This window comes from Planobispora longispora (genome assembly GCF_016863135.1).
Classification (GTDB): Bacteria; Actinomycetota; Actinomycetes; order Streptosporangiales; family Streptosporangiaceae; genus Planobispora; species Planobispora longispora.
This window is the reverse complement of sequence record NZ_BOOH01000045.1, coordinates 1-25,672: the sequence shown is the minus strand read 5'-3', so window position 1 is coordinate 25,672 and position 25,672 is coordinate 1. Positions and strand designations below refer to the sequence as shown.

Genomic DNA, 25,672 nt, shown 5'->3' with positions numbered 1-25,672 from the left:
TGGCTATTGTGACTGTTCAGCCGGCGACGGTGACGGTGAAATCCTCGATCACCGTGTTGGCGAGCAGGGTCTCGGCCATCTTGCGGACCTCCGCGAGCGCGGCCTCGTCGGCCGGGCCCTCGATCTCGACCTCGAACCGCTTGCCCTGCCGTACCGAGGACACACCGGAGAAGCCGAGCCGCGGGAGCGCGCGGGCGATGGCCTGGCCCTGCGCGTCGAGAATCTCCGGCTTCAGCATGACGTCGACGATGACGCGCGCCACGGTGTTCCTCCAGGTTGATGCGGGGACGGTCAGGCGACTCAAGCGTAACGGGCCCCGGAAGCGTTCTGTCGCCGGGTCCGGGCTCGCGCTCCCTGGGGTGAAAACAGGCGGAGTGGGAACGGGGAGGACATGGACGTCACGCGAGGTCTTGCGCTCAGGTATGTGACCTCTGCCACGATGTCCATAACCGCAGACGAACCCCACCACAACGGATCGGATGCGTCGCTAACCGGCCGGACGGGAGTGGCGAACCCACTCGGACGGCCCCGAGCACACAGGAGCGGCACGTGACAGCCGACGCCTCTCGTGGTGCGCAAGCACCCCCCGAGCTCGTCCAGTTGCTGACCCCCGAAGGCGAGCGGGTCGAACACCCCGACTACGACATCGACCTGACCCCGGAGGAGATCCGGGCGCTCTACCGGGACCTGGTCCTGGTGCGCCGCGTGGACCTGGAGGCCGTGGCCCTGCAACGCCAGGGCGAGCTGGGCATCTGGGCCTCGCTGCTCGGCCAGGAGGCCGCGCAGATCGGCTCCGGCCGGGCGCTCACCGACGCGGACATGGCCTTCCCGACCTACCGGGAGCACGGCGTGGCCTGGTGCCGCGGCGTCGACCCGGTGAACCTCCTCGGACTGTTCCGCGGGGTCAACCACGGCGGCTGGGACCCCGCCGAGCACAACTTCCACCTGTACACGATCGTGATCGGCAGCCAGACCCTGCACGCCGTCGGCTACGCCATGGGCATCCAGCGCGACGGCGCGGTCGGCGAGAACGGCGCCGCCACGATCGTCTACTTCGGCGACGGCGCCACCTCCCAGGGCGACGTGAACGAGTCGTTCATCTGGGCGTCGGTGTTCAACGCGCCGGTCGTGTTCTTCTGCCAGAACAACCAGTGGGCGATCTCCGAGCCGCTGGAGAAGCAGTCGCGGATCCCGCTCTACCGCCGGGCCAGCGGGTTCGGCTTCCCCGGCGTGCGGGTGGACGGCAACGACGTGTTCGCCTGCCTCGCGGTCACCCGCAAGGCGCTGACCGACGCCCGGTCCGGGCAGGGCCCGGTGCTGATCGAGGCCTTCACCTACCGCATGGGCGCGCACACCACCTCCGACGACCCGACCCGCTACCGCGTGCAGGACGAGCTGGAGGCGTGGAAGCTCAAGGACCCGATCGAGCGGGTCCGGGCCTACCTGTTCAAGAACCAGCTCGCCGACCAGGCGTTCTTCGACGAGGTCGACGCCGAGGCCGACGAGCTCGGCAGGGACGTGCGCAAGCGCTGCCTGGAGATGCCCGACCCCGAGCCGCTGGCGATCTTCGATCACGTCTACACGGAGCCGCACCGGCTGATGGACGAGGAGCGCGCGGCCTTCGCCTCCTACCTCTCCGGGTTCGAGACCGAGGAGGGCGGCCGATGACGACGCTGACTCTGGCCAAGGCCCTGAACGAGGGCATGCGCAAGGCCATGGAGGACGACCCCAAGGTCCTGGTCATGGGCGAGGACGTGGGCAAGCTCGGCGGCGTGTTCCGGGTCACCGACGGGCTGCAGAAGGACTTCGGCGAGGAGCGGGTCATCGACACCCCGCTGGCGGAGTCCGGCATCGTCGGCACGGCCATCGGCCTGGCGCTGCGCGGCTACCGCCCGGTCTGCGAGATCCAGTTCGACGGCTTCGTCTTCCCGGCCGCCGACCAGATCATCACCCAGCTCGCCAAGATGCCGCTGCGCTCGCTGGGCGCGCTCAAGCTCCCGGTGGTCGTGCGCATCCCGTGCGGCGGCGGCATCGGGGCCGTGGAGCACCACAGCGAGTCCCCCGAGGCGTACTTCACGCACACCGCGGGCCTGAGGGTGGTGGCCTGCTCCAACCCGGCGGACGCCTACGCGATGATCCAGCAGGCGATCCGCTGCGACGACCCGGTCATCTTCTTCGAGCCCAAGCGGCGCTACTGGGAGAAGGCCGAGGTCGACACGGCCGCGGCGGAGGAGTGGTTCCCGCTCGACCGGGCCCGCGTGGTACGGCCCGGCACGGACGTCACCCTGCTCGCCTACGGCCCGATGGTGAAGACCTGCCTGGAGGCCGCGGCGGCGGCCGAGGAGGACGGCCGCTCGCTGGAGATCGTGGACCTGCGCTCGCTCAACCCGCTGGACACGGCGGCGATCGCGGAGTCGGTACGGCGCACCGGGCGGTGCGTCGTGGTGCACGAGGCTCCCGTCTTCGGCGGTTTCGGCGCGGAGCTGGCCGCCCGGATCACCGAGGAGTGCTTCTACAGCCTGGAGGCGCCGGTCCTGCGCGTCGGCGGGCCGTCCACCCCGTACCCGCCCTCCCGCCTGGAGGAGCACTACCTGCCCGACCTGGACCGGGTCCTGGACGCCGTCGACCGCGCGTTCACGTTCTAAAGAGGGAGAGGGATGAAGGAGTTCAAGCTCCCCGACGTGGGCGAGGGACTGACCGAGGCGGAGATCGTCCGCTGGCACGTGAAGGTCGGCGACCCGGTCAAGGTCAACCAGACCATCGTGGAGATCGAGACCGCCAAGGCCGTGGTCGAGCTGCCCTGCCCGTTCGAGGGCGTGGTCTCGGCCCTGCTGGCGGACGAGGGCGAGACCGTCGACGTGGGCAAGCCCATCATCAGGGTGGACGACGGCTCCGCCCCCGCGGCCCCCGCCGGCGGCGCGGCCCTGTCCGGCGCGGCGGGCGGCCGGGACGGCGGGGCCGCCGAGCCCGCGGGGCGCGGCCAGGCTCTGGCGGACGACATGGTCCCGGCGGTCCCCGAGGAGGCCGGGGGGCCCGGGGGGTCGGGGAAGCCCAAGGAGGAACGCCAGCCCGTCCTGGTCGGGTACGGCGTCAAGATGGGCGCCGCCAAGCGCCGCGCCCGCAAGCAGCCCTCAACAGGGCCCTCTACCGGGTCCTCCGCCCCGGGTGGCGCGCGGGCTCCCGAGGGACTGTCCCGGGCCGGCGCCGTACCGCAGTCTCAGCCGCAGCCCGCTCCCGCGTCGGCCCCCGCCGGGGCGGGCCGGGTCGCGGTGCTGGCCAAGCCGCCGGTGCGCAAGCTGGCCAAGGACCTCGGGGTCGATCTCGCCACGCTCACCGGGACCGGGCCGCAGGGCTCGATCACCCGGGACGACGTGCACACGGCCGCGAACGCGGCGCCCGGGCAGGACGCCGGGACCGCCCGCCCGGGGATGCGCGCCGTGCCGTCCGGCGGCGAGGAGCGCATCCCGGTCAAGGGGGTGCGGAAGGCGACCGCGCAGGCCATGGTGGCCTCGGCGTTCACCGCGCCGCACGTCACCGAGTTCCTCCAGGTGGACGTGACCGCGACCATGGAGGCGGTGACACGCCTGCGCGCCCTGCCGGACTTCGCCGAGGTCAAGGTCTCGCCGCTGCTCCTGGTCGCCAAGGCCGTGCTCGTCGCCGCCCGGCGCCACCCGATGATCAACTCGGCGTGGGACGAGGCGGCTCAGGAGATCGTGGTCAAGCACTACGTGAACCTGGGCATCGCCGCGGCCACCCCGCGCGGCCTGCTGGTCCCCAACGTCAAGGACGCCCACGCCCTGTCGCTGCCGGAGCTGGCGGCGGCGCTCGGCGGCCTCGTCGAGACCGCCAGGGCCGGCCGCACCCAGCCCGCCGACATGGCGGGGGGCACGTTCACGATCACCAACGTGGGCGTGTTCGGGGTGGACGCCGGGACGCCGATCCTCAACCCGGGCGAGTCGGCGATCCTGGCCTTCGGGCAGGTCAGGGACATGCCCTGGGTCGTGGACGGGCAGATCGTGCCGCGCAAGGTGTGCACGCTCGCGCTCTCCTTCGACCACCGGGTGGTGGACGGCGAGCTCGGCTCGCTGTTCCTGCGCGACGTCGGCGCCATGCTGGAGGACCCCCTCCGGATGCTCGCCTGGGGCTGACCCGGAGCACGGGATCCCGCGGGGAGACCCACCCCGCCCCGGGGGCGTGACCCGGGGCGGGGGACCGCGGGCGGCGGCCGTACGCTGGCGGGCATCCGAACCGAAAGGACGATCATGTTCCGCCACGTCGTGCTGTTCACCTGGGCCGAGGACGCCACCGACGAGCAGAAGGCCGCCGTCGCCGCCGAGCTGGGCAGGCTCCCGGGCGCCATCCCGGAGATCCGCGCCTACGCCCTGGGCTCCGACGCGGGGGTGAACCCGGGCAACCACGAGTTCGCGCTCGTGGCGGACTTCGACTCCGTGGACGACTACCTGGTCTACCGCGACCACCCGGAGCACCAGGCCGTGATCGCCGAGCACATCAAGCCGATCCTGGCCGCCCGCGCGGCCGTGCAGTTCACCGTCTAGGACGGTTCACGCCCAGCGCAGCGCCCGGTAGCCCGCCTCCGCCCGCTCCGTCCGCTCCCGCAGCGCCCGCGCGCCCCCCATGAAACTCACCCCGGTCTTCCGCGACGAGGCGGACGGGATCAGCGACTTGGCGTGGGCGGTGGGGCCGGAGGAGCCGAGCCAGACGCGCACGCCCAGCGCCTCGGAGACCGCCGTGGGCCAGTCGCTGATCCCGTCCACGTAGTGGGGCAGGGCCTTGTCCAGCCGGGCGGTGAGCTCGGACTGCCGGGCCAGGCGGGCGGCGAGCCCGGCCTGGTCGACCGGTTCGCTCTTCTCCTCCACCGGGAGCTCGCCGATGTCGTAGGAGTCGCACATCCGCGACACCGGCGCGTCCAGGTGGGTCAGGGCCAGCAGGTCCACCCCGCCCGCCGCCGCCAGGGCGTAGCGGTGCGCCACGGCGTCGAAGTGGCCGATCCGGAACGGTCCCTGCCAGGGGCCGGACCGGTTGTGCGGCTCGGGCAGGCTCAGCTCCGGGTCCTCGGTGACCAGGGGGCCGGGCCCGTGCCGGGGGGTGTAGGTGCGCAGCACGCCGAGCCGGACGGCGTGCTCCCCGTCGAGCAGGGAGAAGGCGTTGTCGAAGGTCGTGGTGCTCCAGGTCGTGTGGGGGTGGAAGCCGTGCCACTCGTCGAGCAGCACCCCCTGGGCGCCCTCGAAGACCACGGGGCGCCTGCGCAGCAGCTCGCTGACGTAGGAGGGATCGACCAACCGCACCCGCTGGGCGAAGGCCAGGTAGGCGGCGAGGCAGTCGGCGACCGGGGGCGCGTCCGCGCCGATCCGGTCGCCGAGCCGGTCGCGCAGCAGGTTCAGCTTCTGCGCCAGCAGCCCGGGCCGCTCGCAGTCGCCGACCTTGGGAGCCACGAACGGGTTCTCCAGCGCGTAGGCCATCACCTCGCCGACGCCCATCCCGCAGGAGCCGTGCCGGCTCTCGCCGCGTTCCCGCTCGCGGTCCCGTCCGGCCGCGATGTGGTACGGCGTGGCGAGCAGGGCCTCGCGGTCGATCGTGAGCATGCCGTACGGCTGGGAGACGCCGAGACGGCGCAGGTGGTCGGCCTCGGCGGAGAGCGCGAAGGGATCCACCACCATGTGCCGGGAGAGATGGGTGGGCACGCCCCGGAACGTTCCGGAGCCGAACTGCGCGAACGTGTGGTGCCGTCCGTCGGGCAGGACGACGTTGTGCCCGGCCTGCGCGCCCCCGTTGAACCTGATCACGGCGGTGACGTCGCCCCGGGCGCAGAGCCAGTCCACGACGCCGCCCTTGCCGGCGTCGCCGTACCCCAGATCGACGACGATCATGTGATCTTTCACAGCCGCGTCACCCCGCTCTCGCCGATCTCGAGACCGGGCCCGTCGTCCACCACGAGCGCGCCGCGGTCCAGTCTGGCCAGTGCCCTGGAGACCGCGGCCCCGGCGGCGGAGCCGAGGTCGTCCAGGTCGCTGAGACCTTCGTCGAGGTCGATGGCGGCCTCGCCGAGCCCCACGGTGAGCGCGATGGTCTCGCAGACCATGCTCAGGTCGTCGAGCTCCAGGACGTTCTGTCCGAGCAGCTCGCGCCAGCGCTTGAGCACCTTGCCCTCCCCGGCGTGGTACGCCCCGGCGGGGATGATGTAGTAGACGTCGTACATGCGGGTCAGCTCGGCGACGACGTCGGTGATGGGGATGTCGCGCTCCAGGTGGTCGCCGATGACCGCGGCGACCTGGTGGCGGCTCACCTTCGGGTAGGGGAGCTCGTCCCCGATGATGAACAGGTAGCCCCGCCGTCCCCGCTTCTCGAGGCAGTCGATCGAGGTGTGCCGGGCCATGAAGTACATGGCGAGCTCGTAGGACTCGCTCATCTGCCCGCCGCCTCCGCCCTCCAGCAGGATGTTGCCGAGGTGCCCGTCCATGCGGTTGTCAGACTCGAACTGCCCCATCTGCAGCGGCGCCCGGTCGCAGGTGGCGTCGCCGATCGCGCCGAACAGGATCTGCGGGTCGGTGGCGTACCCCTTGCGCAGCAGCAGGCCGAGCAGGTCGGGCAGCTTGGTCTGGAGTGTGCGCGGCACGTCGCCCATCGAGCCGGTCACGTCGAAGAGCACGGCGACGGCCAGCGAGGCGGGGTGCTCGTCGGAGTCGCGGCTCTCGCGGGCCGTCACGCCGTGGGGGTCGAGATCGGCGTGCACGGTGCGGGCGCCGCCGTCGCTGTAGGCGAAGGCGCTGGCGCCGCTGACCGCGCGCAGGCGCTTGGCCGCGGTGTATACGTCGGTGGACCAGATTCCGCTTCCCATGGGGGTCTCCGTCTCGCGGGTGTCAGGCTTGTCACAGGTGGAGGGGGCGGTACAGCCGTGGGCCGTAGAGGTCGTCGAGGAGTTCGTCGAGCTCGGCGAGGAGTCCCCAGGCGTCACGCGGAGGGCTCAGCAGGCTTCCCCTGATGAAGGCGCGCATCCGGGCGGGGACGCCGCGGGGGGCGCCTCCGGGGTCCTGGGCCGGGCCGCGCCCGCCGGGGGCGGCGGGACGGCCGGCGCGGTAGCCCATGAGCGTGGCGACGCAGCGGGTGGCGAGGCGGATGTCGAGGGTCTCGGTGACCGGTTCCCGGGCGAGGACGCCGGGCGGGTAGTCGTCGCGGTGCCGTGTCACCAGGGCGGTCAGCGGCGTGCCCAGCGGCGCCGACTGGCTCCAGTCGATCAGGACCAGGCCGTGCTCGATCGGGTGGACCAGCACGTGGTGGCCGAAGACGGCGCCGTGCGCGATCCCGGCGCGGTGGGCCACGCCGACCGCCACCAGCAGCCGCCGCCAGATCCACGCCGCGTCCCGCGGGTCCAGCGGTGACCGCCGCCGGGTGATCTCGTCCAGGGTCAGGAACCCGTCCGGCACCCTGCTGATCACGTTGGCCTGCCGCTCCACCCCGCCCGAACGGTAGCGGAACGACTCCACCAGCCGGGGCACGTACGGCAGGAGCAGGGGAACGCCCTTGCGCTCGATCGTTCTGAGCGCGTCGGCCTCGCGCCGGAGGAGGTCGTTGTCGGCCGGGCTCCGGACCAGCTTGACCAGGGTGTCCCCGCCGGTCTTGTAGAGCACGGCGGTGGAGCCCCGCCGGTGAACCCCGGCGATCCGGTAGGTCCCCCGCCCGGTGGTGATCGTTCTCGGACGGCCCGCGCTCCCGTGGCGGGCCGCCCAGAGCCGGGCCAGCCTGACGAAGGCGGCCGCGGCGTCCGGACCGGAGGCGAGATCGGGGTGGAGGAGCCGGGCGAGCCGCCGGTAGGTGCGCTCCGGGGCGTCCCCGGAGAACAGGTCCTGCGGATCCACGGCGGCCTTCACCAGGGCGATCGCCTCGGCGGTCGTGGTCACCGGGTCTCCTCTGGCCCCGGTGGGTTCGTCGGTCATCGGATCTCCCCTCGGTCCGGTCGCGGTCATGGTCATCGGGTCCCCCTCGGCGCGGTCGCCGTCGTGCTCACCGGATCTCCTCCTCCCGCTCCGGCCGCAGCAGAGCGGGATGGAGGAGCCGGGCGTCCCCCGCGCGGTAGAGCTTGGCCCGCGGGCCGCCCCGGGCTCCGCCGCTCTCGGTGGTCTCGCCGGTGCTCTCCACGAACCCGGGGACCGACAGGACCTTGCGGTGGAAGTTGCCCGCGTGCAGCGGCGCCCCCCACACCGCCTCGTAGACCCCGCGCAGTTCGGAGATCGTGAACATCGGGCCCACGAACGCGGTGGCCAGCGGGGTGTACTCCAGCTTGGCCCGCGCCCGCTCAAGCGCATGCCCCAGGATGCGCTCGTGGTCGAACGCGAGCTTCGGCAGGCGGTCCACGCCGTACCATGCGGCGTCGGTGGCGTCGGAGCCCGCCTGCGGGTCGGGCAGGTCGGGGGCGAAGGCCAGGTAGGAGATCGACACGACCCGCATCCGGGGATCGCGGCCCGGTGATCCGTAGCTGGCCAGCTGCTCGATGTGGACCCGGTCGGTCATGCCCGTCTCCTCGGCCAGTTCCCTGGCCGCGGCCTCGTCCAGATCCTCTCCGGGCCGGATGAACCCGCCGGGCAGCGCCCACCGCCCCAGGAAGGGCGGTTCCCCCCGCTCGACCAGGAGCACGTGCAGCACGCCCCCGATGATCGTGAGCGCGACCACGTCGACGGTCACGGCGATCGCCGGATATGCCCGGGGGTCGTAGGCCGCCAGATACTCGCGTTCATCCATGCCAGTCCTTCTCAATCTGAGATAGTCTCAGTATGAGAATAACAGAGGGCGGAGTCAACCCCCGGGAGAACGGGTGAGGGGCGGTCCCGTTGACACGGGACCGCCCCTCATCGCCGACCTGCCGCGGGAGCAGGTGATCTAGTCGCCCATCCGGGTCAGAACGCGTCCTCCGGGAGCTCCATCAGGTCCTGGTCGGTGGCGGCCAGGACGCGGCGCTCGGCGGCCAGGCGCGGCAGAACGGTCTGGGCGAAGAACGAGGCGGCGGCGACCTTGCCGGTGTAGAAGGCCCGGTCCTCGTCCGAGGCGCCCAGCGCGGCCAGGGCGATCTCGGCCTGACGCAGCAGCAGCCAGCTGATCACCAGGTCGCCCAGGGAGAGCAGGAAGCGGGTGGTGTTCAGGCCGACCTTGTAGACCTCGGCGGGCTTCTCCAGCGAGCCGAGCGCCCAGCCGGCCAGGGTGTCGGCCATGGCCTTGACCTCGTCGGCGGCCTCGGCCAGGAGCGCGCGCTCCTGCTTCAGCCGGCCGTTGCCCGCCTCGGAGTCGGCGAAGGCCTTGATGTCGGTGTAGAGCGAGCCGAGCGCCTTGCCCTGGTTGCGCAGGACCTTGCGGAAGAACAGGTCCAGGCCCTGGATCGCGGTGGTGCCCTCGTAGAGGGAGTCGATCTTGGCGTCCCGGATGTACTGCTCGATCGGGTACTCCTGCAGGTAGCCGGAGCCGCCCAGGGTCTGCAGCGAGCGGGCGAGCATCTCGTAGGAACGCTCGGAGCCGACGCCCTTGACGAGCGGGAGCAGCAGGTCGTTCATCGCCTCGGCGTGCTCGTCCCGGCGGCCCTCGAACTCGGCGATCTGCACGGCGTCCTGGTAGGAGGCCGTCAGCAGGACCAGCGCCCGCATGCCCTCGGCGTACGACTTCTGGAGCATCAGCTCGCGGCGTACGTCCGGGTGGTGGGTGATGGTCACGCGCGGGGCGGTCTTGTCGGCCATCTGGGTCAGGTCGGCGCCCTGCACGCGGGACTTGGCGTACTCCAGCGCGTTCAGGTAGCCGGTGGACAGGGTGGCGATGGCCTTGGTGCCGACCATCATGCGGGCCTGCTCGATGACCATGAACATCTGCTTGATGCCCTCGTGCACGTCGCCGACGAGCGTGCCGACGGCCGGGTGCTTGTCACCGAAGGTGAGCTCGCAGGTCGTGGAGACCTTCAGGCCCATCTTCTTCTCGACGTTGGTGACGTAGACGCCGTTGCGCTCGCCGAGCTCGCCGGTCTCCAGGTCCACGTGGTACTTGGGCACCAGGAACATCGACAGGCCCTTGGTGCCGGGGCCGTGGCCCTCGGGGCGGGCCAGCACCAGGTGGAAGATGTTCTCGGCCATGTCGTGCTCGGCGCTGGTGATGAAGCGCTTGACGCCCTCGATGTGCCAGGTGCCGTCGGGCTGCTGGACGGCCTTGGCCCGGCCGGCGCCCACGTCGGAGCCCGCGTCGGGCTCGGTGAGCACCATGGTGGCGCCCCACTGGCGCTCGATGGCCAGCTCGGCGAAGCGCTTCTGCTCGTCGTTGCCGACGGTGTGCAGGATGTGGGCGAAGCCGGGGCCGCTGGAGTACATCCACAGGGCCGGGTTGGAGCCGAGGACGAGCTCGGCCAGGGCCCAGGCCACGCTGCGCGGCACGCCCGGGCCGCCCATCTCGGCGGGCAGGTCGAGGTTGGTCCAGCCGGCGTCGCGCATGGCGAAGAAGGACTTCTTGATGCCCTCGGGCATCTTCACCGTGCCGGTCGCGGCGTCGAACACCGGCGGGGTGCGGTCGCCCTCTTCGAAGGAGTCGGCGAGCACGCCCGTGGCCATGCGGTTGAGCTCGTCGAGCATGCTGCGGACGATGTCCTCGTCCAGCTCGGCGTAGCGGCCGGTGCCCAGAATCTCCCGGCGTCCGAACACCTCGAAGAGATTGAACTCCAGGTCACGGATGTTGCTCTTGTAGTGGCCCATGGGCTCTGCTCCTTGAAACCGGGAACCGGGACTCGCGACAGGTGGTCTACTGGTCAGTAACCTTACTGACAATGCTACCCGCCAGTAACCCCTAGAAAACAGCGAGACTGGGGACGTTTGTCACATCGGCCGGGGGAAGACGTTTCTTATGGCTCTTCCTCCGTTACGCCCGGCTGAGCTCCCGGACCCTCAGCCGCTGCGGAAGGTGCTCGGCCCGGGAGTCATCGCGGCGGGGGTCGGCCTCGCCTCCGGCGAGTTCGTCATCTGGCCCTACATCTCCGCCAACGTCGGCCTGGTCTTCCTCTGGGCGGCCGTGGTCGGCGTCGTCGCCCAGTACTTCCTCAACATGGAGATCGAGCGGTACACGCTCGCCACCGGGGAGACCGCGCTGACCGGGTTCAGCCGCCTGTGGCGGCACTGGGGCCTGCTGTTCGCGTTCATGGCGGTGCTGGCCAACATCTGGCCCGGCTGGGCCACCAGCTCGGCCACCGTCCTCACCTACGCCGTGGGCGGGGGAGACATCACCGTCATCGCCGTGGTCGAGCTGCTGGTGATCGCAGCGGCGCTCACCCTGTCGCCGGTCATCTACCGGACCGTGGAGGCGACCCAGTTCGTCAAGGTGGGCGCGGTCCTCGTCTTCCTGGTGGTCGCGGTGTTCCTGGCCATCACCGGGGACGCCTACCGGGGGTTGGGCGAGGCGGTCACCCACGTCGGCCAGGTCCCCGCCCAGCTCGGCGCGGCGCTCGTGCTCGGCGCGATGGCCTTCGCCGGCGCGGGCGGCGGGCAGAACCTGGTGCAGAGCAACTGGATCCGCGACAAGAACATGGGCATGGGCGCGCGCATCCCGCGCCTGGTCTCCCCGGTGACCGGCGAGGACCAGGCCGCCCCCGCCACCGGCTACACCTTCGAGCCCGACGAGGCCAACCTGGCCCGCTGGCGCAGGTGGTGGCGGGTGGCCAACATCGAGCAGCTCGTCTCGTTCGTGGCCATCACCATTTTCACGATCTTCCTGATGTCGATGCTGGCCTACTCCACGGTCTTCGGCGCCGACACCGCGAACAACGTGACGTTCCTGCGGACCGAGGGCGAGGTGCTCAACCAGCGGCTGTCGTGGTTCGGCACGTTCTTCTGGGCCATCGGGGCGCTGTCGCTGTTCGCGGCCAGCATGGGGATCTGCGACTACGTCGGCCGGATGGTCGCCGACATCGTCAAGACGGTCTACCTGCCCAACAGCGCGCGGTGGACCGAGAGCCGCATCTACAGCCTGGTCGTCTGGTTCATCGTGCTGTTCGGCATCACGATGCTCGTGATCGGCTTCGACCAGCCCATCACGCTGCTGGTGATCTCCGCGAGCGTCGGCGGGATCATGATGTTCCTCTACTCCGTGCTGCTCGTCATCCTCAACCGGAAGCTGGTCCCCGAGGCCATCCGCGTCCGCGGCTACCGCATGGTGATCGTGCTGCTGGTCTTCGCGTTCTTCGGCTACTTCTCGGTGCTGACGGTGATCGACCAGTTCGGCAAGCTCTTCTAGATCCGTCGGACGCGGCCGGGGCCCGAGACCCGAGACCCGGGCCCCGGCCGCCTTCCAGGCTCCGGGGGCTCGGGCTTCCGGCGTCTTCTAGGCTCTGAGGACATGGACGAGCTGGAGGAAATGGCCGGGCGCTGGCGGTCGGACCTGGCGGGATGGGGCATCCCCGAGGAGATCGCGGCGAAGGCGCCGGCCGATCCGTGGCGGCATTCGCCCGCCCGCTTCGCCGAGCGCACCGACCGCGCGCTGGAGGCCCCCGAGGGGCCGACCCTGGCCCGGATCGCCGAGGCGCTGCCGGATCAGGGGGTCGTCCTCGACGTGGGGGCCGGGACCGGCGCGGCCTCGCTCCCGCTGGCCCGCCTGGGCCGCGGCGACGGTCCCGGGGGCTCCGGTGTCACGGACGGCCCCGGGGGCTCCGGCGCGCGGGGCGGGGCCGGGACCCTCGGCGAGCTGATCGCGGTCGACACCTCGGGGGAGATGCTGGCCGAGCTGGCGTCCCGGGCCGAGGCGCTGAGCGTCCCGGCGCGGACGATCCGGGGCCGCTGGCCCGACGTCGCCGGGGAGACCCCGGAGGCCGACGTCGCGGTGGCGGCCCACGTCGTCTACAACGTGCCCGGCCTGGTGGGCTTCCTGACCGAGCTGACCCGTCACGCCCGCCGCCGGGTCGTCCTGGAGCTTCCGTACCGGCACCCGATGAGCTGGCTCGACCCGCTCTGGGCCCACTTCCACGGCATCAGCCGTCCCGGGGGACCCACGGCCGACGACGTGGTCGCCATCGCCGAGCGGCTGGGGTACGGCGTCGGCCGCCAGGAGCGCCTGGCCCCGCTGAGCCGGTTCACGGACGTGGCGGAGCTGGCCGAGAGCGCCTGCCGCAGGCTCTGCCTCCATCCGGACCGGGCGGAGGAGGTCATCGCGGCCGTGGCCGAGCTGGACATGTGGCCGGTGCCGAGAGACCGCTGGATCACGCTCTGGTGGGACGTGGCATGACGCCCGGGGCCGCCGGAGTGACCGGCCCGGCCGTACGGGGAGCCACAACACCGGCTTGACGGGTTAGATGGTGTCGCGGTTGGGTGGACGCATGATTGACGTTCACTACGTGACCTTCGACTGCGCGCGGCCGTACGAGCTGGCGGCCTTCTGGCGCGACGCCACCGGGTTCGAATTCCACCCGGAGACCGACAAGGACGACGACGAGGTCCTGCTCGTGGGCAAGATCAATCTGCTCTTCATCAAGGTCCCCGAGGGCAAGACCGTCAAGAACCGCGTGCACCTGGACGTCAACGGCACCGAGGGCTCCACCCGCGACCAGGAGGTCGAGCGGCTGCTCGGCCTCGGGGCCACGATCCAGGGCGACCACCGCAACCCCGACGGGACCGGCTGGGTGACCATGCTCGACCCGGAGGGCAACGAGTTCTGCGTCTGCCGGAGCGAGGCGGAGCGCGAGCAGGGCTGACCTCGCAGGGCTTATCTCGCAAGGTTGATCGTACGGAGTTTCGCACGGAGTCGGTTCCGCGGAGCTGATCCCGCGGCGGTCCCGTCGCGGACGGGAGGGATCGGCTCTTGCCGGAACGATGTTCTGACGGTCATGCTGCGGACATGAGTGTCCCCAGCGCGTCGGCGAGCATCGAGATCTCCGCACCGCCCGAGGCGGTCTACGACCTGATCGCCGACATCACCGACATGAGCGCCTGGAACGCCGAGTGCGAGCGGATCCGCTGGGTCGGCCCCGTCCGGGAGCCGCGGCCGGGAGCCAGGTTCCGGGGGATCAACCGCAACGGGTGGCGGCGCTGGTCGACGATCTGCACGATCACCGCCGCCGAGCCGGGCCGCACCTTCGCCTACCACGTGCGCGCGGAGGGCGTGCTCGACGTGGCGATCTGGCGGTTCGACATCACGGAGACGGAGAACGGCTGCCGGGTGGAGCAGAAGACCTGGGACAGGCGGGGCCGGTTCATGCGCGTCGTGGGCGGCCTCGCCACCGGGGTGGCGGACCGGGCGGGCCACAACGCCGTCAACATGCGCCGGACCCTGGAGAGCCTCAAGGCCGTCGCGGAACGGCCCTGAGGGTCAGCGGCCGGGAGGCAGGGACGACTGGCCCCGGCCCTTCATGGTCAGCGCCAGCACCGCGGTGATCAGGTAGACCGCGACGCCGCCCTGGAGCGCGTCCAGCGCCGCGCCGAACGGGCCCTCGCCGTCGATGACGAGCTGCACCGGGTACATCAGCGCGGCGGCGCCGAGCGACGGGTAGAGGGAGAAGCGCCACGGGTGGCGCAGCGCCCAGGACCGGGCCTGCCGGGTCACCCGGTCGCCGGCGCCGGGCCTGGAGATCGCACCGACCGCCGCGACCAGCGCGAACAGGCTGACGCCCAGGCAGAGGGCCCAGGTCAGGCTGGCGGCCCCGGGCAGGATCACGCCCAGCCCGAAGCTGGTCGCCGCCACCGCGCCGCCGGTCACCGCGGCGCTCTTCCAGGGCGCCCCGTGCAGGGCCGCGCCGGCGAGGGACATCTCGTCACGTCGAGTCAGTTCTTCTTTCATGACATCAGGGTGCGCTTTCGGACCCCTCATCCACATCCGGGAGCAACCCTGACCCTGCCCTGACCTCCGCCCCGGACTAGGTTGATCGTCATGTCAGTGGAATTCCGCACCGCCCGCCTCGAGGATCTCCCGGCCGTCGTCGCCATGATCGCCGACGACTCCATCGCCGCGGCCCGCACCGGGACGTACGGCCCCGAGCACCGCGCCGCGTTCGAGGCCATCGCGGCCGACCCGAACAACGAGCTGATCGTGGCCGAGCGGGACGGCGAGGTCGTGGGCACCATGCAGCTCACCTACATCCCGGGGATCTCCCGGCGCGGCGCCCTCCGCCTGCAGATCGAGGCCGTACGGATCACCGCCGCCCTGCGCGGTCAGGGGCTCGGCCGGAAGATGATGGGGTGGGCGATCGAGCGGGGCCGCGAACGCGGCTGCGCCGTGGTCCAGCTCACCACCGACAAGCGGCGCGAGGACGCCCACCGGTTCTACGACTCCCTCGGCTTCGCCGCCTCCCACGAGGGCTACAAGCTCGCCCTCGACTGAGAGACCGGCCCGCGGGAGTCCGGAGCCCGGCCGAGAACCCGATCGAGAGCCGGCCGGGCGCGGCCGGGAGCACCGGAGGCTCAGACGGGGGCGATCTCCACGAAGTTGTCGTGGTAGACGGCGCCGCGGCCCATGTCGGCGTCGCGCTGCTCCACCACGGCGTTGACCGTCGCGCCACCGGGGCTGAGCTTGGGCCAGTTCCCCTTGGCTGAGGCCACCACGCCGGGCCGTACCCTCTCGCTGATCTCCACCTCGGCCTCGAACGCGCCGCCGGCGTTGAACACCCGCGCCCGCTGCCCGTCGGTCAGGCCCCGGTCCGCGGCGTCGGCCGGGTTGACCAGGACCCGCGGCCCCTTGGCGCGGCGTCGCAGCTCGGGATTGTTGCCGAAGGTCGTGTTGAGGAAGGTGTGGGGGGCGGGCGTGACCAGCGCCAGCGGGTACGGCCCGCCCGGCGCCGAGGCCGTGTGGGAGGGGGTGTAGGCGGACCCCCGGGGGAAGCGCAGGCGGCCCGAGGGGGTGGGGAAGCCGCCGTCGGCGAACGGCGCGAACGGCTGCGGCACGTTGAGCCGGACCCAGCCCTCCTTCCGCAGCCGATCCACCGTGATCCCGTCCAGGGACGGATGCCCGGAGGAGAGCAGCTGCTCGGCCAGCTCCAGGTCGGAGTCGAACAGCGACGGCTCGGTCAGCCCCATGTGCCGGGCCAGGCGGCGGAACGTCTCGGTGGTGGACAGGCACTCGCCCGGCGGCTCGACGGCCGGTTCGTTCCACATCAGGTACATGTGCCCGTAGCCGGCGTGCAGGTCCGTGTTCTCGATCTGCATGGTCGCGGGCAGCACGATGTCGGCGTAGTCCGCGGTGTCGGTGGGGAACTGCTCCATCACGACCGTGAACAGGTCCTCGCGCAGGAGCTTCTCGCGGATGCGGTTCTGGTCGGGGGAGGATCCCACCGGGTTGGCCATGGCGACCCACAGGCACTTCACCGACTCGTCCAGGTCCCCGGCCAGCCGGGTCATGGCGAGCGTGCGGACCGGCGCGGGCAGCAGGTCGTCGCGGGTGTCGATGTTCAGGTGGACGTGGCCGCTGGTGGAGTAGGCGATCCCGCCGCCGGGGTGGCGCCAGTCACCGGTCACCGCGGGGAGGGCCGCGAGCGCGCGCAGCGTCGCCCCGCCGCCGGAGTGCCGCTGGATCCCCATGGTGGCGCGGATGCCGGTGGGCCGGGTGCGCGCCAGGCGCAGGCCCAGAGCCCGGATGTCCGTCTCGGGCAGCCCGGTGATCCCGGCGACGCGCGCCGGGGGATACCGGAGGATCTCCTCGCGGAACGCCTCCCAGTTCTCCGTGTGGTTCTCCAGGTAGTCGCGGTCCTCCGCGCCCTCCTCCAGCACGACGTGGAGCAGCCCGAGCGCCAGCGCCGCGTCGGTGCCCGGCCGGATCGGCAGGTGCTCGTCGGCCTGCTCGGCGGTGCGGGTGCGGATCGGGTCGATCGCCACCACGTGCGCCCCGGCCGCGCGGGCGTCCTGGATGAACTTCCACAGGTGGTGCCCGCTGGTCAGGGTGTTGGTGCCCCAGAGCAGGATCAGCTTCGACAGGGCGAAGTTCTCGGGGTCCATGCCGCCGGGCGTGCCGTTGATCGCCTTCAGGCCGGAGTTGCCCGCCTCGGAGCAGATGTTCAGGTAGTGCCGGGACGCGCCGAGGACGTTCCAGAACCGCCGGCCCGCGATGCCCTCGGATCCCTGAAGGTAGCCGAGGTTCCCGGTGCCGTTGTAGGGCCAGATCGCCTCGCCGCCGTGCTCGTCGACGATCGCGCGCAGCCGTACGGAGATCTCCTCCAGGGCCTCGTCCCAGGAGATCCGCTCGAATGTGCCCGAGCCCTTGGGCCCGACCCTGCGCAGCGGGTGGAGGATGCGGTCGGCCGCCTTCGTGTGCTCCAGGTAGCGGTTGACCTTCACGCAGAGCGCGCCGCGGGTGTAGGGGTGGTCGGGGTTGCCGCGCATCTTGACGGCCTGGCCGTCTTCGACCGTGACGACCCACGAGCATGTGTCCGGGCAGTCCAGCGGACACGCCCCCAAAATCTGCACTTCACCCGACATAGCTTGACTTTACCGGCGCGGGCAGAGCGGGACTCACGGGGTGCGGGGACGGCCCGCGGCGCACCGGGAAGCGCACGGGAAGGGGGTACGGCCGGACCCGGCCGTACCCCCTCGTCACGTCACGGAGCGGTGACCGCGGCGCCTGTCACGTGCTCGTCAGGCGCTCGTCACGGGGCGGAGACTACATCTCCACGCCGTCGTGGTCGTGGTCGTCGTGGCCGCCGCCGCCGGTCCCCGGCTGGTTGGCGCCGGGGGCGCCGCCGCCGGGCAGCTGCGAGCTGTAGGCGTAGACGAACGTCGCGGTGGCGATCGCACCGGTGTTCACCCGCAGCGCCTTGTCGTTGATGTTGTCGATGGTGTCGCACTCCAGGTGGTAGCACTTGTCGTAGGCGACACCCGCCTCACCGCCGAACTTCGCGGCCTCCTCGGCGGTCTTGATGCCCTCGGCGCCGGTGAACAGGCCGCCCGCGGGGATGCCGACCTCGATGAAGGGGCCGTAGTCCGAGCGGCCGGTGAAGTCGGTGCCGGTGTACGGCTCGCCGATGGCCTTGAAGTACGACTCGAAGAGCTTCTCGATCTGGTCCGAGCCCGCCGGTCCGGCCGGGGCGCCGACGCCGTCGGAGTCGTCACCGTCGTAGATGCCGAAGGTGTAGTTCGGGGACGCGATCATGTCGAAGTTCAGGTACAGCTTGATCTTGGCCTTCTCCTCGGCGGAGAGGTTGGCCACGTAGTGCTCGGAGCCGAGCAGGCCCAGCTCCTCGGCGCCCCAGAAGGCGAAGCGCAGCTTGTTCTTGGTGGGGAACAGGCCGGCCTTCAGCGCCGTCTCCAGCACGCCCGCGCTGCCCGAGCCGTTGTCGTTGATGCCGGGGCCCTCGACGACGCTGTCCAGGTGCGAACCCGCCATGACGACCTTGTCCGGGTCGCCCCAGCGGCTCTCGGCCAGCACGTTGTGCGTCTTGCGGTTCAGGTCGCTCTCGGTGTCGGTGACCAGGGTGACCGTCGTCCCGGCGGCGGCCAGCTCCTCGCCGACGGCGTAGGTGGTCCCGACGACCGGGATGTTCACGGTGGGGGCGCCGAGGGTGCCGAGGAGCAGGGTGCGGCGGTCGGCCGCGCCCTCGCCGGGCTGGCCCTCGTTGAAGATGATCACACCCTTGGCCCCGGCGGCCTGGGCGTTCTCGGCCTTGACCTGGAAGCCGCAGGTGCCGCGCTGCATGAGGGCGATGTTGCCCGGGGTGAAGCCGGCGAAGTCGCTCGCCTCGCAGCCGGAGGTGGAGGTGTTGGGCGTCGGGCTCGGCGGGATCATGACGTCCACGGCCTGCACGGCGGCGGTGACGTTGCCCGAGCCGGAGTAGGTCATGGTCCTGAAGTCGGTGTTGCGCACGTAGGTCTTGGCCGACGGGGCGACCCGCTCCAGCGAGGACTTCGTGATCTCGCGGAAGAACGGGAACTCGAACTCCTGCAGGGTGACCTTGTATCCGGCCCTGCGGAGCTTGTCGGCCACGTAGGCGACCGAGGCGTCGTAGCCGGCGGTGCCCGAGGCGCGGGTTCCGCCGTTGGCGTCGGCGATCTGCTGGAACTTGACGAGATGCCGCTTGACGCCGAGCCCGGTGACCGACTTGCTGAGGGCGCGGGGATCCGGGTCAGCGGCGGCCGGGGTGGCGGAGATGACGGGCAGGACCAGGGCGGAAGCCGCGGTGACGGCGGCCAGCAGGCCCTTGTACGCGCGTACGCGCATGCGAAACTCCTCTAACACCAATGAAGCAGGAAATCCCCCGTGATCGCGATAATCGGAACTTAGTGGGGCGAATGGGATTCTGTAAGACCCTCTCAACATTTGTTATCGAGCGGAGTCGAATCAGCGTTCCCGGCGTTCTCGGGGAGTACTTGACGGCGGCGGCGCGGATGGAGTAATGATCTCAGTCGTCGTGCCCGCGACGGCGGCCGGAAGCGCGGTGACGCCGGGAAGGACGTACGGCGTGCCCGGACCGGGCGGTCATGGCCGGGGCGGGAGGTGACCCGGGGCGGGCCGCGGTCGAAGGCGGGATGCCGGTCCATGGGGTCAGCTTTCCAGGAAGCCACCGTTTGTTTCCCGGTTATCGCAGATCGGCGGGTCAATTCTCCATCTCGGAGATAGAGGAGACGTTGGCGATGTCCGCTTCGTCGGTGCTGACACTCCCGGTGAACCAGACGTCCAGGATCTTCTTCAGCGGAGGTGGCGAGGCCGGCCGGAGGCGGATCACCGGAACGCCGGCGTCGTTCCGCTTCCGCGCCCCCGCGGCGGTCTCCGCGTCCGCACGCGGCGCCGCTCCGGGACGACCCGGTGCCCGCGCTCCCCGGGCTCAGAGATCAGAATGGGAGCCACGCCGCCGAGACCGCCGGCGGCCGCGAGATACGCATGACTCCGATCGTGGAGACTGGACGGAAAGATCGGTGACGCACCTGTAATGCGAAACAGGCAGAATCGCTGGCGGTGAAGGACATCAAGGAACGCGACGACACGGCCGTCGCCCGCGGCGCACCGCCGCCGGGCGGGGAGACCGCCGTGCTCGTCGTCGAGCCGCTGCTCCCGCAGCGGCTCCGGCGCCCCTCCGACGCGCTGCGCTTCCTGGCCACGCTGCTGGGGCTGACAGCCGTCATCCTCCTCGCCCTGGTGGCGAGGAAGACCCTCAACGGCCTGGAAGCCGACGTCGCCGACGGCACCCGGCGCGTCCCGTTCCTGGTGAGCGGCCTGGTCGGCGGCCTGGGCGGCGTCGCCATGCTCGCCGTCCCCGCCGCGTACGCGGTCGAGCGGGTGCTCCACCGCGACGGCCTGCGCGTCGCCGAGGGACTGTTCGCGGCGATCGCCGGGATGGTGCTCTCCTTCGCCCTCGGCGAGTGGATCCTCGGTCCCGGCCCGGAGGACCTGCGGCTGCTGCTCACCGGGGGCCGCTCCGGGGTCGAGCCGCTGAACGCGCTGCTCACCTCGGTCATCGCCTACGTCACCGCGATGCGCATCTCCCGCCGCCCCACCTGGCGCGCCGCCCTGTGGACGGCGGTCGCGATCAACTCGGTCGCGCTGTTCGCCGGGCTGGCGGCCACCATCCCCGGCATCGCCGTCTCCATCATCGTCGGGCTCGCCGTCGGATACGCCACGCTGTACGGCCTGGGCAGCCCCAACACCCGCCCGCCCGGCAGCACGATCGTCGCCGCGGTCCGCAAACTGGGGTTCCACCCGGTCAAGGCCCACCGGATGGAGGACGACCCCCAGGACAGCCGCAGATACGCCATCGGGCTGAAGGACGGCACCCGCCTCGACGTCACCGTCCTCGACCGCGACCGGCAGGTCGCCGGGCTGCTCTACCGCCTCTGGCGCCGGATCCGGCTCAACTCCGAGACCCGGCGCAAGGCCATCCGCTCGCTCCGCGCCGAGCTGGAGCGCGAGGCGCTGATGGCCTACGCCTCGCAGGCCGCCGGGGTCGGCAGCCCCCGGCTGGTCGGCACGGGCGAGATCGGCTCCGAGGCCGCGATCCTCATCTACGAGCACGTCCCCACCCGGGCGCTCGCCGACATCCCGGATGAGGAGATCGGCGACGACCTGCTCGCCCAGATCTGGGAGCAGGTCATGCTCCTGCAGGTCCAGCGGCTGGCCCACCGCCGGCTGACGGGTGACAGCATCCACGTCGACGACGAGGGGCGGGTCGTCCTGATGGACGCCCGCAGCGGTGAGATCGCCGCCGGGGACCTGCTGCTCAGCCTCGACGTCGCCCAGCTGGTCACCTACCTCAGCCTGCGCGTCGGCGCCGAGCGCTCGGTCCGCGCCGCGGCGGCCGTGACCGGTCCGAACACGCTGGCCACCGCGCTCCCGCTGCTGCAGCGGATCGCGCTCACCCGGGAGACCCGGGCGGCGCTGAAGAAGAACAAGGGGCTGCTGACCGCCATCCGGGAGCAGATCGTCGGGCTCGAACCCAAGGTCGAGGTCGGCGAGGTGCGCCTGGAGCGGTTCCGCCCGCGCACCCTGGTCACGATCATCGCCAGCGCCTTCGCCGCGTATCTCGTGCTCTCCTACCTGACCCAGATCAACCTGACCGTGGTCACCTCGGCGAACTGGGGCTGGACCGGGATCGCGTTCGTCGCCGCGATGCTGAGCTACGTCGCCGCCGCGCTGATGCTGATGGGCTTCGTGCCGGAGAAACTGCCGCTCGGCCGTACCGTGCTCGTGCAGTTCGCCGGCTCGTTCGTCAAGCTGGTCGCCCCGGCCGCGGTGAGCGGCGTCGCCATCAACACCCGCTACCTGCAGAAACGCGGGATCCCGCCGGGGCCGGCGATGGCGAGCGTGGGCGCCTCGCAGGTCACCGGCCTGGCCTTCCACATCGGGCTGCTGCTGCTGTTCGCCTACATCACCGGCTCCAGCACGGCCGCGTCCTTCACCCCGTCCCGCACGCTGGTGTTCGTGCTGCTGGCGGTGGCCCTGCTGCTGGTCGTCCTCCTGGGGATCCCGCGCCTGCGCCGCATGGTCACCTCGCGCCTGCGCTCGCTGTTCTCGGGCGTCCTGCCCCGCCTGCTGGACGTCCTCCAGTCCCCCCGGAAGATCGCCGAAGGGTTCACCGGCACCCTGCTGCTGACGGTCTTCTTCATCGCCTGCCTCGACGCCTGCGTCCGGGCCTTCGGCGGCTCCCTGAACCTCGCCGCCGTGGCCGTGGTCTTCCTCGCGGGCAACGCCATCGGCTCGGCCGTCCCCACCCCCGGCGGCCTCGGGGCGGTGGAGGTCGCGCTCTCGGCCGGTCTCACCCTCGCCGGCCTGGACCCCGACGTGGCCACCCCCGCCGTGCTGCTGTTCCGGCTGCTCACCTTCTGGTTCCCGGTCCTGCCCGGCTGGGCCTCGTTCACCTATCTGCAGCGCAACGAGGCCCTGTGAGCCCCTGAGCCCGCGAGCCCGGACCCCTGCGGGGGGACCGGGCTCACGGGAACGGTCAGACCGCCCAGAGGTTGATGCCGGCCTCGACCGCGTCCTTGTCGATGGCCGCGAGCTCCTCCGGGGTGAACGAGAGGTTCTCCACCGCCGCGAGGCTGTTCTCCAGCTGCGCCACGCTGCTCGCGCCGATCAGCACCGACGTCACCCGCCGGTCGCGCAGCGCCCACGCCAGGGCCATCTGCGCCAGCGACTGGCCCCGCGCCGCCGCGATCTCGTTGAGCCTGCGGACGTGCCGCATGACCTCGTCGGTGAGCATCTCCGGCTTGAGGAAGTGTCCCAGCGAGGCCCGCGACCCCTCCGGGATCCCGCCGAGATAGCGGTCGGTCAGCATGCCCTGCGCCAGCGGCGAGAAGGCGATGCAGCCCACGCCCTCCTCCTCCAGCACGTCCAGCAGCCCGCCCTCGATCCACCGGTTGAGCATCGAGTAGGACGGCTGGTGGATCAAGAGCGGCGTGCCCATCTGGCGCAGGATCCGCGCGGCCTCGGCGGTCTGCTCGGGCGAGTAGGACGAGATCCCGGCGTACAGCGCCCGGCCCGAGCGGACCGCGTGGTCCAGCGCGCCCATCGTCTCCTCCAGCGGCGTGTCCGGGTCGAACCGGTGGCTGTAGAAGACGTCGACGTAGTCCAGGCCCATCCGCTTGAGCGACTGGTCCAGGCTGGCCAGCAGGTACTTGCGGGAGCCCCACTCGCCGTACGGCCCGGGCCACATGTCGTACCCGGCCTTGGTCGAGATGATCAGCTCGTCGCGGTGGCGCGCGAAGTCCTCGCGGAAGTGCCGCCCGAAGTTGGTCTCCGCCGAGCCGTACGGCGGGCCGTAGTTGTTGGCCAGGTCGAAGTGGGTCACCCCGAGGTCGAAGGCCCGGCGCAGGATGTCCCGCTGCACCCCGAGCGGCTTGTCGTCACCGAAGTTGTGCCAGAGCCCGAGCGAGACCGCGGGCAGCTTGAGCCCGCTCCGGCCCACCCGGTTGTACGGCTGCCGCCCGTCGTAGCGGTCGTCCGCGGCGATGTACGTCATCATTCGGAGACCTTCGCGGTGTCGAGGATCCAGGAGAGGGTGAACGCCTCCTCGCGCCAGGAGTCGTACCTGCCGCTGCGGCCGCCGTGCCCGGCGCCCATCTCCGTCTTGAGCAGGAACGGCCCGCCCCGCGCGGTGTCGCGGAGCCTGGCGATCCACTTGGCCGGCTCGTGGTAGAGGACGCGGGTGTCGTTGAGGCTCGTGATCGCCAGGATCGGCGGATAGACCCTCTCGTCCACGTTCTCGTACGGCGAGTAGGACTTCATGTAGTGGTAGACGTCCGGGTTGTGCAGCGGGTCGCCCCACTCGTCCCACTCGATGACGGTGAGCGGGAGCGACGGGTCGAGCATCGAGGTCAGCGGGTCCACGAACGGCACCTCGGCGACCACGCCCGCGAAGACCTCCGGGGCGAGGTTGGCCACCGCGCCCATCAGCAGCCCGCCGGCCGAGCCGCCCCGCGCGATGATCTCGGAGGACCAGCCCCCGGCCTTGAGGTGCTCGGCGCAGGCGACGAAGTCGGTGAAGGTGTTCTTCTTCTGCTGGAACTTCCCGTCCTCGTACCAGCGGCGGCCCATCTCGCCTCCGCCCCGGACGTGCGCGACGGCGAAGACGAACCCCCGGTCCAGCAGGCTCAGCCGGGCCACCGAGAACGACGGGTCCATCGAGATCTCGTAGCTGCCGTAGCCGTACAGGACGGTGGGCGCCGGCCGGGCGGCGCCCTTCTTGACGGCGATCGAGATCGGGACGCGGGTGCCGTCCGAGGCGGTGGCCCACTCCCGGAACTGCTCGTAGTCGTCCGGGTCGTAGCCGCCGAGCACGGGCCTGCGCTTGAGCAGGATCAGCTCGCGCGCCTGGAGGTCGTAGTCGTAGACCGAGGGCGGAGTGATCATGCTCGTGTAGCCGAGGCGGAGCCGTCCGGTGACGAACTCGGGGTTGCCCGAGGGGGCCGCGTCGTAGATCGGCTCGGGGAAGGAGATCTCGTACGGCTCGCCGTCCGCGGGCAGGACGCGGATGCCGGTCAGGCCGTCCCGGCGGAAGTGCACGACGGTGTGGCCCGCGAAGGCGTCGACGTCGAGCAGGCGGGTGTCCTCGCGGTGCTCGATCAGCGGCGTCCAGGCGCCCGGATCGTCGATCGGGGCGGTGGCCAGCTCGAAGTTCTCGGCGTTGCGGTTGTGCAGGACCAGGAAGCGGTCGCCCGCGTGGTCGATGCCGTACTCGACGCCGGTCTTGCGGGGCCGTACGACGCGGAACTCGCCGGTCGGGTCGTCCGCCTCCAGGATGCGGACCTCACTGGTGATCTTGCTGCCCGCGGAGAGGACGAGGTAGCGCTCGCTGCGGGTCAGTCCGATGCCGATCCAGAACCGCTCGTCGGTCTCCTCGTAGACGAGGACGTCGGCGGCGGCCGGGGTGCCGATCACGTGCCGGTGGACCTTGTGCGGCCGCCACGTCTCGTCGACCGTCGTGTAGAAGAACGTGGTGCCGTCGGCCGACCAGGCCCCGCCGTAGAAGATGCCGGGGATCTCGTCGGGGAGGGTCTCGCCGGTGACGAGGTTCTTCACCTTCAGGGTGAAGCGCTCGTCGCCGGTGAAGTTGACGGAGTAGGCCAGCAGGGTGCCGTCGGGGCTCACCGCGCTGGTCCCGAGGGAGAAGAAGTCGCTGTCGCCGGCCAGCTCGTTGGCGTCGAGCATGACCTGCTCCCCGGGCAGCGACTCGTCCGGCTTCAGCTCGGGAGGGGTGTCGCCCTCGGCCGCGACCCGGCACTGGATGCCGTACTGCTTGCCTTCCTCGGTGCGGGAGTAGTACCACCAGTCACCCTTGCGGGTGGGGACGGAGAGGTCGGTCTCCAGAGTGCGTCCCTTGATCTCCTGGAAGATCGTTTCCTGGAGGGGCTTCAGGTGTGATGTCACCTGCTGGGTGTAGGCGTTCTCGGCCTCGAGATAGGCGATCGTCTCGGGATCGTCCTTGACCGTCAGCCAGGCGTAGTCATCGACCACGGTGTCCCCGTGGTGCACGCGCTCGCTGGGAACCTTCTTCGCCGTAGGCGGCGTCTCGATGCTCACCCGCCGAGTCTATGATTCCGGCCCCGCCGGGCTCAGGTTCCGACGTTCCGTCCCGAGCGGTCGGCGGGGACTGCTAATCTTTTGGTGTCGGCAAGATCCGGCGCAACCCACTCCCATCACTCAGGTGACTGTGATGTGGGCTGTCCTGTGTATGTCGATAACCCCTTGAAACCAACGGTTTCAGAGATCGGTTCGCAGAGCCGCTCAATGGCTGGTAAGTTAG

The 25,672-nt window shown here is 71.1% G+C and carries 21 protein-coding genes; 10 read left to right on the top strand and 11 right to left on the bottom strand.

Annotated elements, in window-relative coordinates:
- Positions 1-16 precede the first annotated feature (16 nt).
- Positions 17-262, bottom strand: coding sequence for a phosphoribosylformylglycinamidine synthase subunit PurS (gene purS, locus Plo01_RS26665; protein WP_203893441.1), 246 nt, complete (start codon positions 260-262; stop codon positions 17-19).
- A gap of 287 nt (positions 263-549) precedes the next feature.
- On the opposite strand from purS, the gene pdhA reads away from it, so the two are divergent.
- From pdhA to Plo01_RS26645, 4 genes are all read left to right on the top strand, one after another.
- Entirely contained in the window at positions 550-1,668 is a 1,119-nt protein-coding gene (gene pdhA / locus Plo01_RS26660) for a pyruvate dehydrogenase (acetyl-transferring) E1 component subunit alpha (protein ID WP_203893440.1), read from the top strand.
- Positions 1,665-2,645 carry an alpha-ketoacid dehydrogenase subunit beta gene (locus tag Plo01_RS26655; RefSeq protein ID WP_203893439.1) on the top strand — a complete coding sequence of 327 codons (981 nt, stop codon included), beginning with the start codon at positions 1,665-1,667 and terminating at the stop codon, positions 2,643-2,645. The genes pdhA and Plo01_RS26655 overlap by 4 nt, the downstream gene beginning before the upstream one ends.
- Before the next feature lie 12 nt (positions 2,646-2,657).
- Complete coding sequence (locus Plo01_RS26650) at positions 2,658-4,148, top strand: dihydrolipoamide acetyltransferase family protein (RefSeq protein ID WP_203893438.1); 1,491 nt, start codon at positions 2,658-2,660, stop codon at positions 4,146-4,148.
- A 114-nt stretch (positions 4,149-4,262) separates the two neighbouring features.
- Entirely contained in the window at positions 4,263-4,556 is a 294-nt protein-coding gene (locus Plo01_RS26645; RefSeq protein ID WP_203893437.1) for a Dabb family protein, read from the top strand.
- 6 nt (positions 4,557-4,562) lie between these two features.
- Here Plo01_RS26645 and Plo01_RS26640 read toward each other — a convergent pair whose 3' ends face one another.
- The 5 genes from Plo01_RS26640 to Plo01_RS26620 all read right to left on the bottom strand — a co-directional run bounded on the left by Plo01_RS26640 (position 4,563) and on the right by Plo01_RS26620 (position 10,733).
- Positions 4,563-5,900: an adenylosuccinate synthetase gene (locus Plo01_RS26640; protein WP_239317125.1), complete on the bottom strand. Its 1,338-nt coding sequence runs from the start codon at positions 5,898-5,900 to the stop codon at positions 4,563-4,565.
- The gene (locus Plo01_RS26635; RefSeq protein WP_203893436.1) at positions 5,897-6,856 is read right to left on the bottom strand and encodes a hypothetical protein; all 960 of its coding nucleotides are present in this window, start codon (positions 6,854-6,856) and stop codon (positions 5,897-5,899) included. The genes Plo01_RS26640 and Plo01_RS26635 overlap by 4 nt, the downstream gene beginning before the upstream one ends.
- Before the next feature lie 31 nt (positions 6,857-6,887).
- Entirely contained in the window at positions 6,888-7,952 is a 1,065-nt protein-coding gene (locus Plo01_RS41095) for a lipopolysaccharide kinase InaA family protein (protein WP_203893435.1), read from the bottom strand.
- Between the two features lie 67 nt (positions 7,953-8,019).
- Complete coding sequence (locus Plo01_RS26625; protein ID WP_203893434.1) at positions 8,020-8,754, bottom strand: NUDIX hydrolase; 735 nt, start codon at positions 8,752-8,754, stop codon at positions 8,020-8,022.
- A gap of 155 nt (positions 8,755-8,909) precedes the next feature.
- Positions 8,910-10,733, bottom strand: coding sequence for an acyl-CoA dehydrogenase (locus Plo01_RS26620; protein ID WP_203893433.1), 1,824 nt, complete (start codon positions 10,731-10,733; stop codon positions 8,910-8,912).
- Positions 10,734-10,938: 205 nt separating this feature from the next.
- Here Plo01_RS26620 and Plo01_RS26615 point away from each other — a divergent pair, with 205 nt between their 5' ends.
- The 4 genes from Plo01_RS26615 to Plo01_RS26600 all read left to right on the top strand — a co-directional run bounded on the left by Plo01_RS26615 (position 10,939) and on the right by Plo01_RS26600 (position 14,325).
- Positions 10,939-12,264 carry an Nramp family divalent metal transporter gene (locus Plo01_RS26615; protein ID WP_239317123.1) on the top strand — a complete coding sequence of 442 codons (1,326 nt, stop codon included), beginning with the start codon at positions 10,939-10,941 and terminating at the stop codon, positions 12,262-12,264.
- A 102-nt stretch (positions 12,265-12,366) separates the two neighbouring features.
- Positions 12,367-13,248 (top strand): class I SAM-dependent methyltransferase, encoded by an 882-nt coding sequence (locus Plo01_RS26610; RefSeq protein ID WP_239317121.1) that lies wholly within the window; start codon positions 12,367-12,369, stop codon positions 13,246-13,248.
- A 91-nt stretch (positions 13,249-13,339) separates the two neighbouring features.
- Positions 13,340-13,714, top strand: coding sequence for a VOC family protein (locus Plo01_RS26605; RefSeq protein WP_203893431.1), 375 nt, complete (start codon positions 13,340-13,342; stop codon positions 13,712-13,714).
- A gap of 143 nt (positions 13,715-13,857) precedes the next feature.
- Complete coding sequence (locus Plo01_RS26600; RefSeq protein WP_203893430.1) at positions 13,858-14,325, top strand: SRPBCC family protein; 468 nt, start codon at positions 13,858-13,860, stop codon at positions 14,323-14,325.
- 3 nt (positions 14,326-14,328) lie between these two features.
- Here the strand turns inward: Plo01_RS26600 and Plo01_RS26595 are convergent, their stop codons facing one another.
- Positions 14,329-14,796: a hypothetical protein gene (locus tag Plo01_RS26595; RefSeq protein WP_203893429.1), complete on the bottom strand. Its 468-nt coding sequence runs from the start codon at positions 14,794-14,796 to the stop codon at positions 14,329-14,331.
- Between the two features lie 90 nt (positions 14,797-14,886).
- Between Plo01_RS26595 and Plo01_RS26590 the strand changes: the two genes are divergently transcribed.
- The gene (locus Plo01_RS26590; RefSeq protein WP_203893428.1) at positions 14,887-15,336 is read left to right on the top strand and encodes a GNAT family N-acetyltransferase; all 450 of its coding nucleotides are present in this window, start codon (positions 14,887-14,889) and stop codon (positions 15,334-15,336) included.
- Positions 15,337-15,416: 80 nt separating this feature from the next.
- Here the strand turns inward: Plo01_RS26590 and Plo01_RS26585 are convergent, their stop codons facing one another.
- Positions 15,417-17,423, bottom strand: coding sequence for a molybdopterin-containing oxidoreductase family protein (locus tag Plo01_RS26585; protein WP_203893427.1), 2,007 nt, complete (start codon positions 17,421-17,423; stop codon positions 15,417-15,419).
- 181 nt (positions 17,424-17,604) lie between these two features.
- The gene (locus Plo01_RS26580; protein ID WP_203893426.1) at positions 17,605-19,158 is read right to left on the bottom strand and encodes a M28 family metallopeptidase; all 1,554 of its coding nucleotides are present in this window, start codon (positions 19,156-19,158) and stop codon (positions 17,605-17,607) included.
- Between the two features lie 735 nt (positions 19,159-19,893).
- On the opposite strand from Plo01_RS26580, the gene Plo01_RS26575 reads away from it, so the two are divergent.
- Positions 19,894-22,317, top strand: a complete 2,424-nt coding sequence (locus tag Plo01_RS26575; protein ID WP_239317119.1) for a lysylphosphatidylglycerol synthase transmembrane domain-containing protein — start codon at positions 19,894-19,896, stop codon at positions 22,315-22,317.
- Between the two features lie 55 nt (positions 22,318-22,372).
- Here the strand turns inward: Plo01_RS26575 and mgrA are convergent, their stop codons facing one another.
- Together mgrA and Plo01_RS26565 are read right to left on the bottom strand one after the other, a co-directional pair.
- Positions 22,373-23,389: an L-glyceraldehyde 3-phosphate reductase gene (gene mgrA / locus Plo01_RS26570; RefSeq protein ID WP_203893598.1), complete on the bottom strand. Its 1,017-nt coding sequence runs from the start codon at positions 23,387-23,389 to the stop codon at positions 22,373-22,375.
- Positions 23,389-25,449, bottom strand: coding sequence for a S9 family peptidase (locus tag Plo01_RS26565; RefSeq protein ID WP_203893425.1), 2,061 nt, complete (start codon positions 25,447-25,449; stop codon positions 23,389-23,391). Before Plo01_RS26565 ends, mgrA begins: the two co-directional genes overlap by 1 nt.
- Positions 25,450-25,672: the final 223 nt, after the last annotated feature.

What these genes read in the sequence shown, in the direction of transcription:
- Plo01_RS26595 (WP_203893429.1), bottom strand. Translation starts at nt 14,796, where the DNA reads ATGAAAGAAGAACTGACTCGACGTGACGAGATGTCCCTCGCCGGCGCG.
- Plo01_RS26650 (WP_203893438.1), top strand. Translation starts at nt 2,658, where the DNA reads ATGAAGGAGTTCAAGCTCCCCGACGTGGGCGAGGGACTGACCGAGGCG.
- Plo01_RS26585 (WP_203893427.1), bottom strand. Translation starts at nt 17,423, where the DNA reads ATGTCGGGTGAAGTGCAGATTTTGGGGGCGTGTCCGCTGGACTGCCCG.
- mgrA (WP_203893598.1), bottom strand. Translation starts at nt 23,389, where the DNA reads ATGACGTACATCGCCGCGGACGACCGCTACGACGGGCGGCAGCCGTAC.
- Plo01_RS26625 (WP_203893434.1), bottom strand. Translation starts at nt 8,754, where the DNA reads ATGGATGAACGCGAGTATCTGGCGGCCTACGACCCCCGGGCATATCCG.
- Plo01_RS26635 (WP_203893436.1), bottom strand. Translation starts at nt 6,856, where the DNA reads ATGGGAAGCGGAATCTGGTCCACCGACGTATACACCGCGGCCAAGCGC.
- Plo01_RS26610 (WP_239317121.1), top strand. Translation starts at nt 12,367, where the DNA reads ATGGACGAGCTGGAGGAAATGGCCGGGCGCTGGCGGTCGGACCTGGCG.
- Plo01_RS41095 (WP_203893435.1), bottom strand. Translation starts at nt 7,952, where the DNA reads ATGACCGACGAACCCACCGGGGCCAGAGGAGACCCGGTGACCACGACC.
- Plo01_RS26590 (WP_203893428.1), top strand. Translation starts at nt 14,887, where the DNA reads ATGTCAGTGGAATTCCGCACCGCCCGCCTCGAGGATCTCCCGGCCGTC.
- Plo01_RS26580 (WP_203893426.1), bottom strand. Translation starts at nt 19,158, where the DNA reads ATGCGCGTACGCGCGTACAAGGGCCTGCTGGCCGCCGTCACCGCGGCT.
- Plo01_RS26605 (WP_203893431.1), top strand. Translation starts at nt 13,340, where the DNA reads ATGATTGACGTTCACTACGTGACCTTCGACTGCGCGCGGCCGTACGAG.
- Plo01_RS26645 (WP_203893437.1), top strand. Translation starts at nt 4,263, where the DNA reads ATGTTCCGCCACGTCGTGCTGTTCACCTGGGCCGAGGACGCCACCGAC.
- Plo01_RS26620 (WP_203893433.1), bottom strand. Translation starts at nt 10,733, where the DNA reads ATGGGCCACTACAAGAGCAACATCCGTGACCTGGAGTTCAATCTCTTC.
- Plo01_RS26655 (WP_203893439.1), top strand. Translation starts at nt 1,665, where the DNA reads ATGACGACGCTGACTCTGGCCAAGGCCCTGAACGAGGGCATGCGCAAG.
- Plo01_RS26600 (WP_203893430.1), top strand. Translation starts at nt 13,858, where the DNA reads ATGAGTGTCCCCAGCGCGTCGGCGAGCATCGAGATCTCCGCACCGCCC.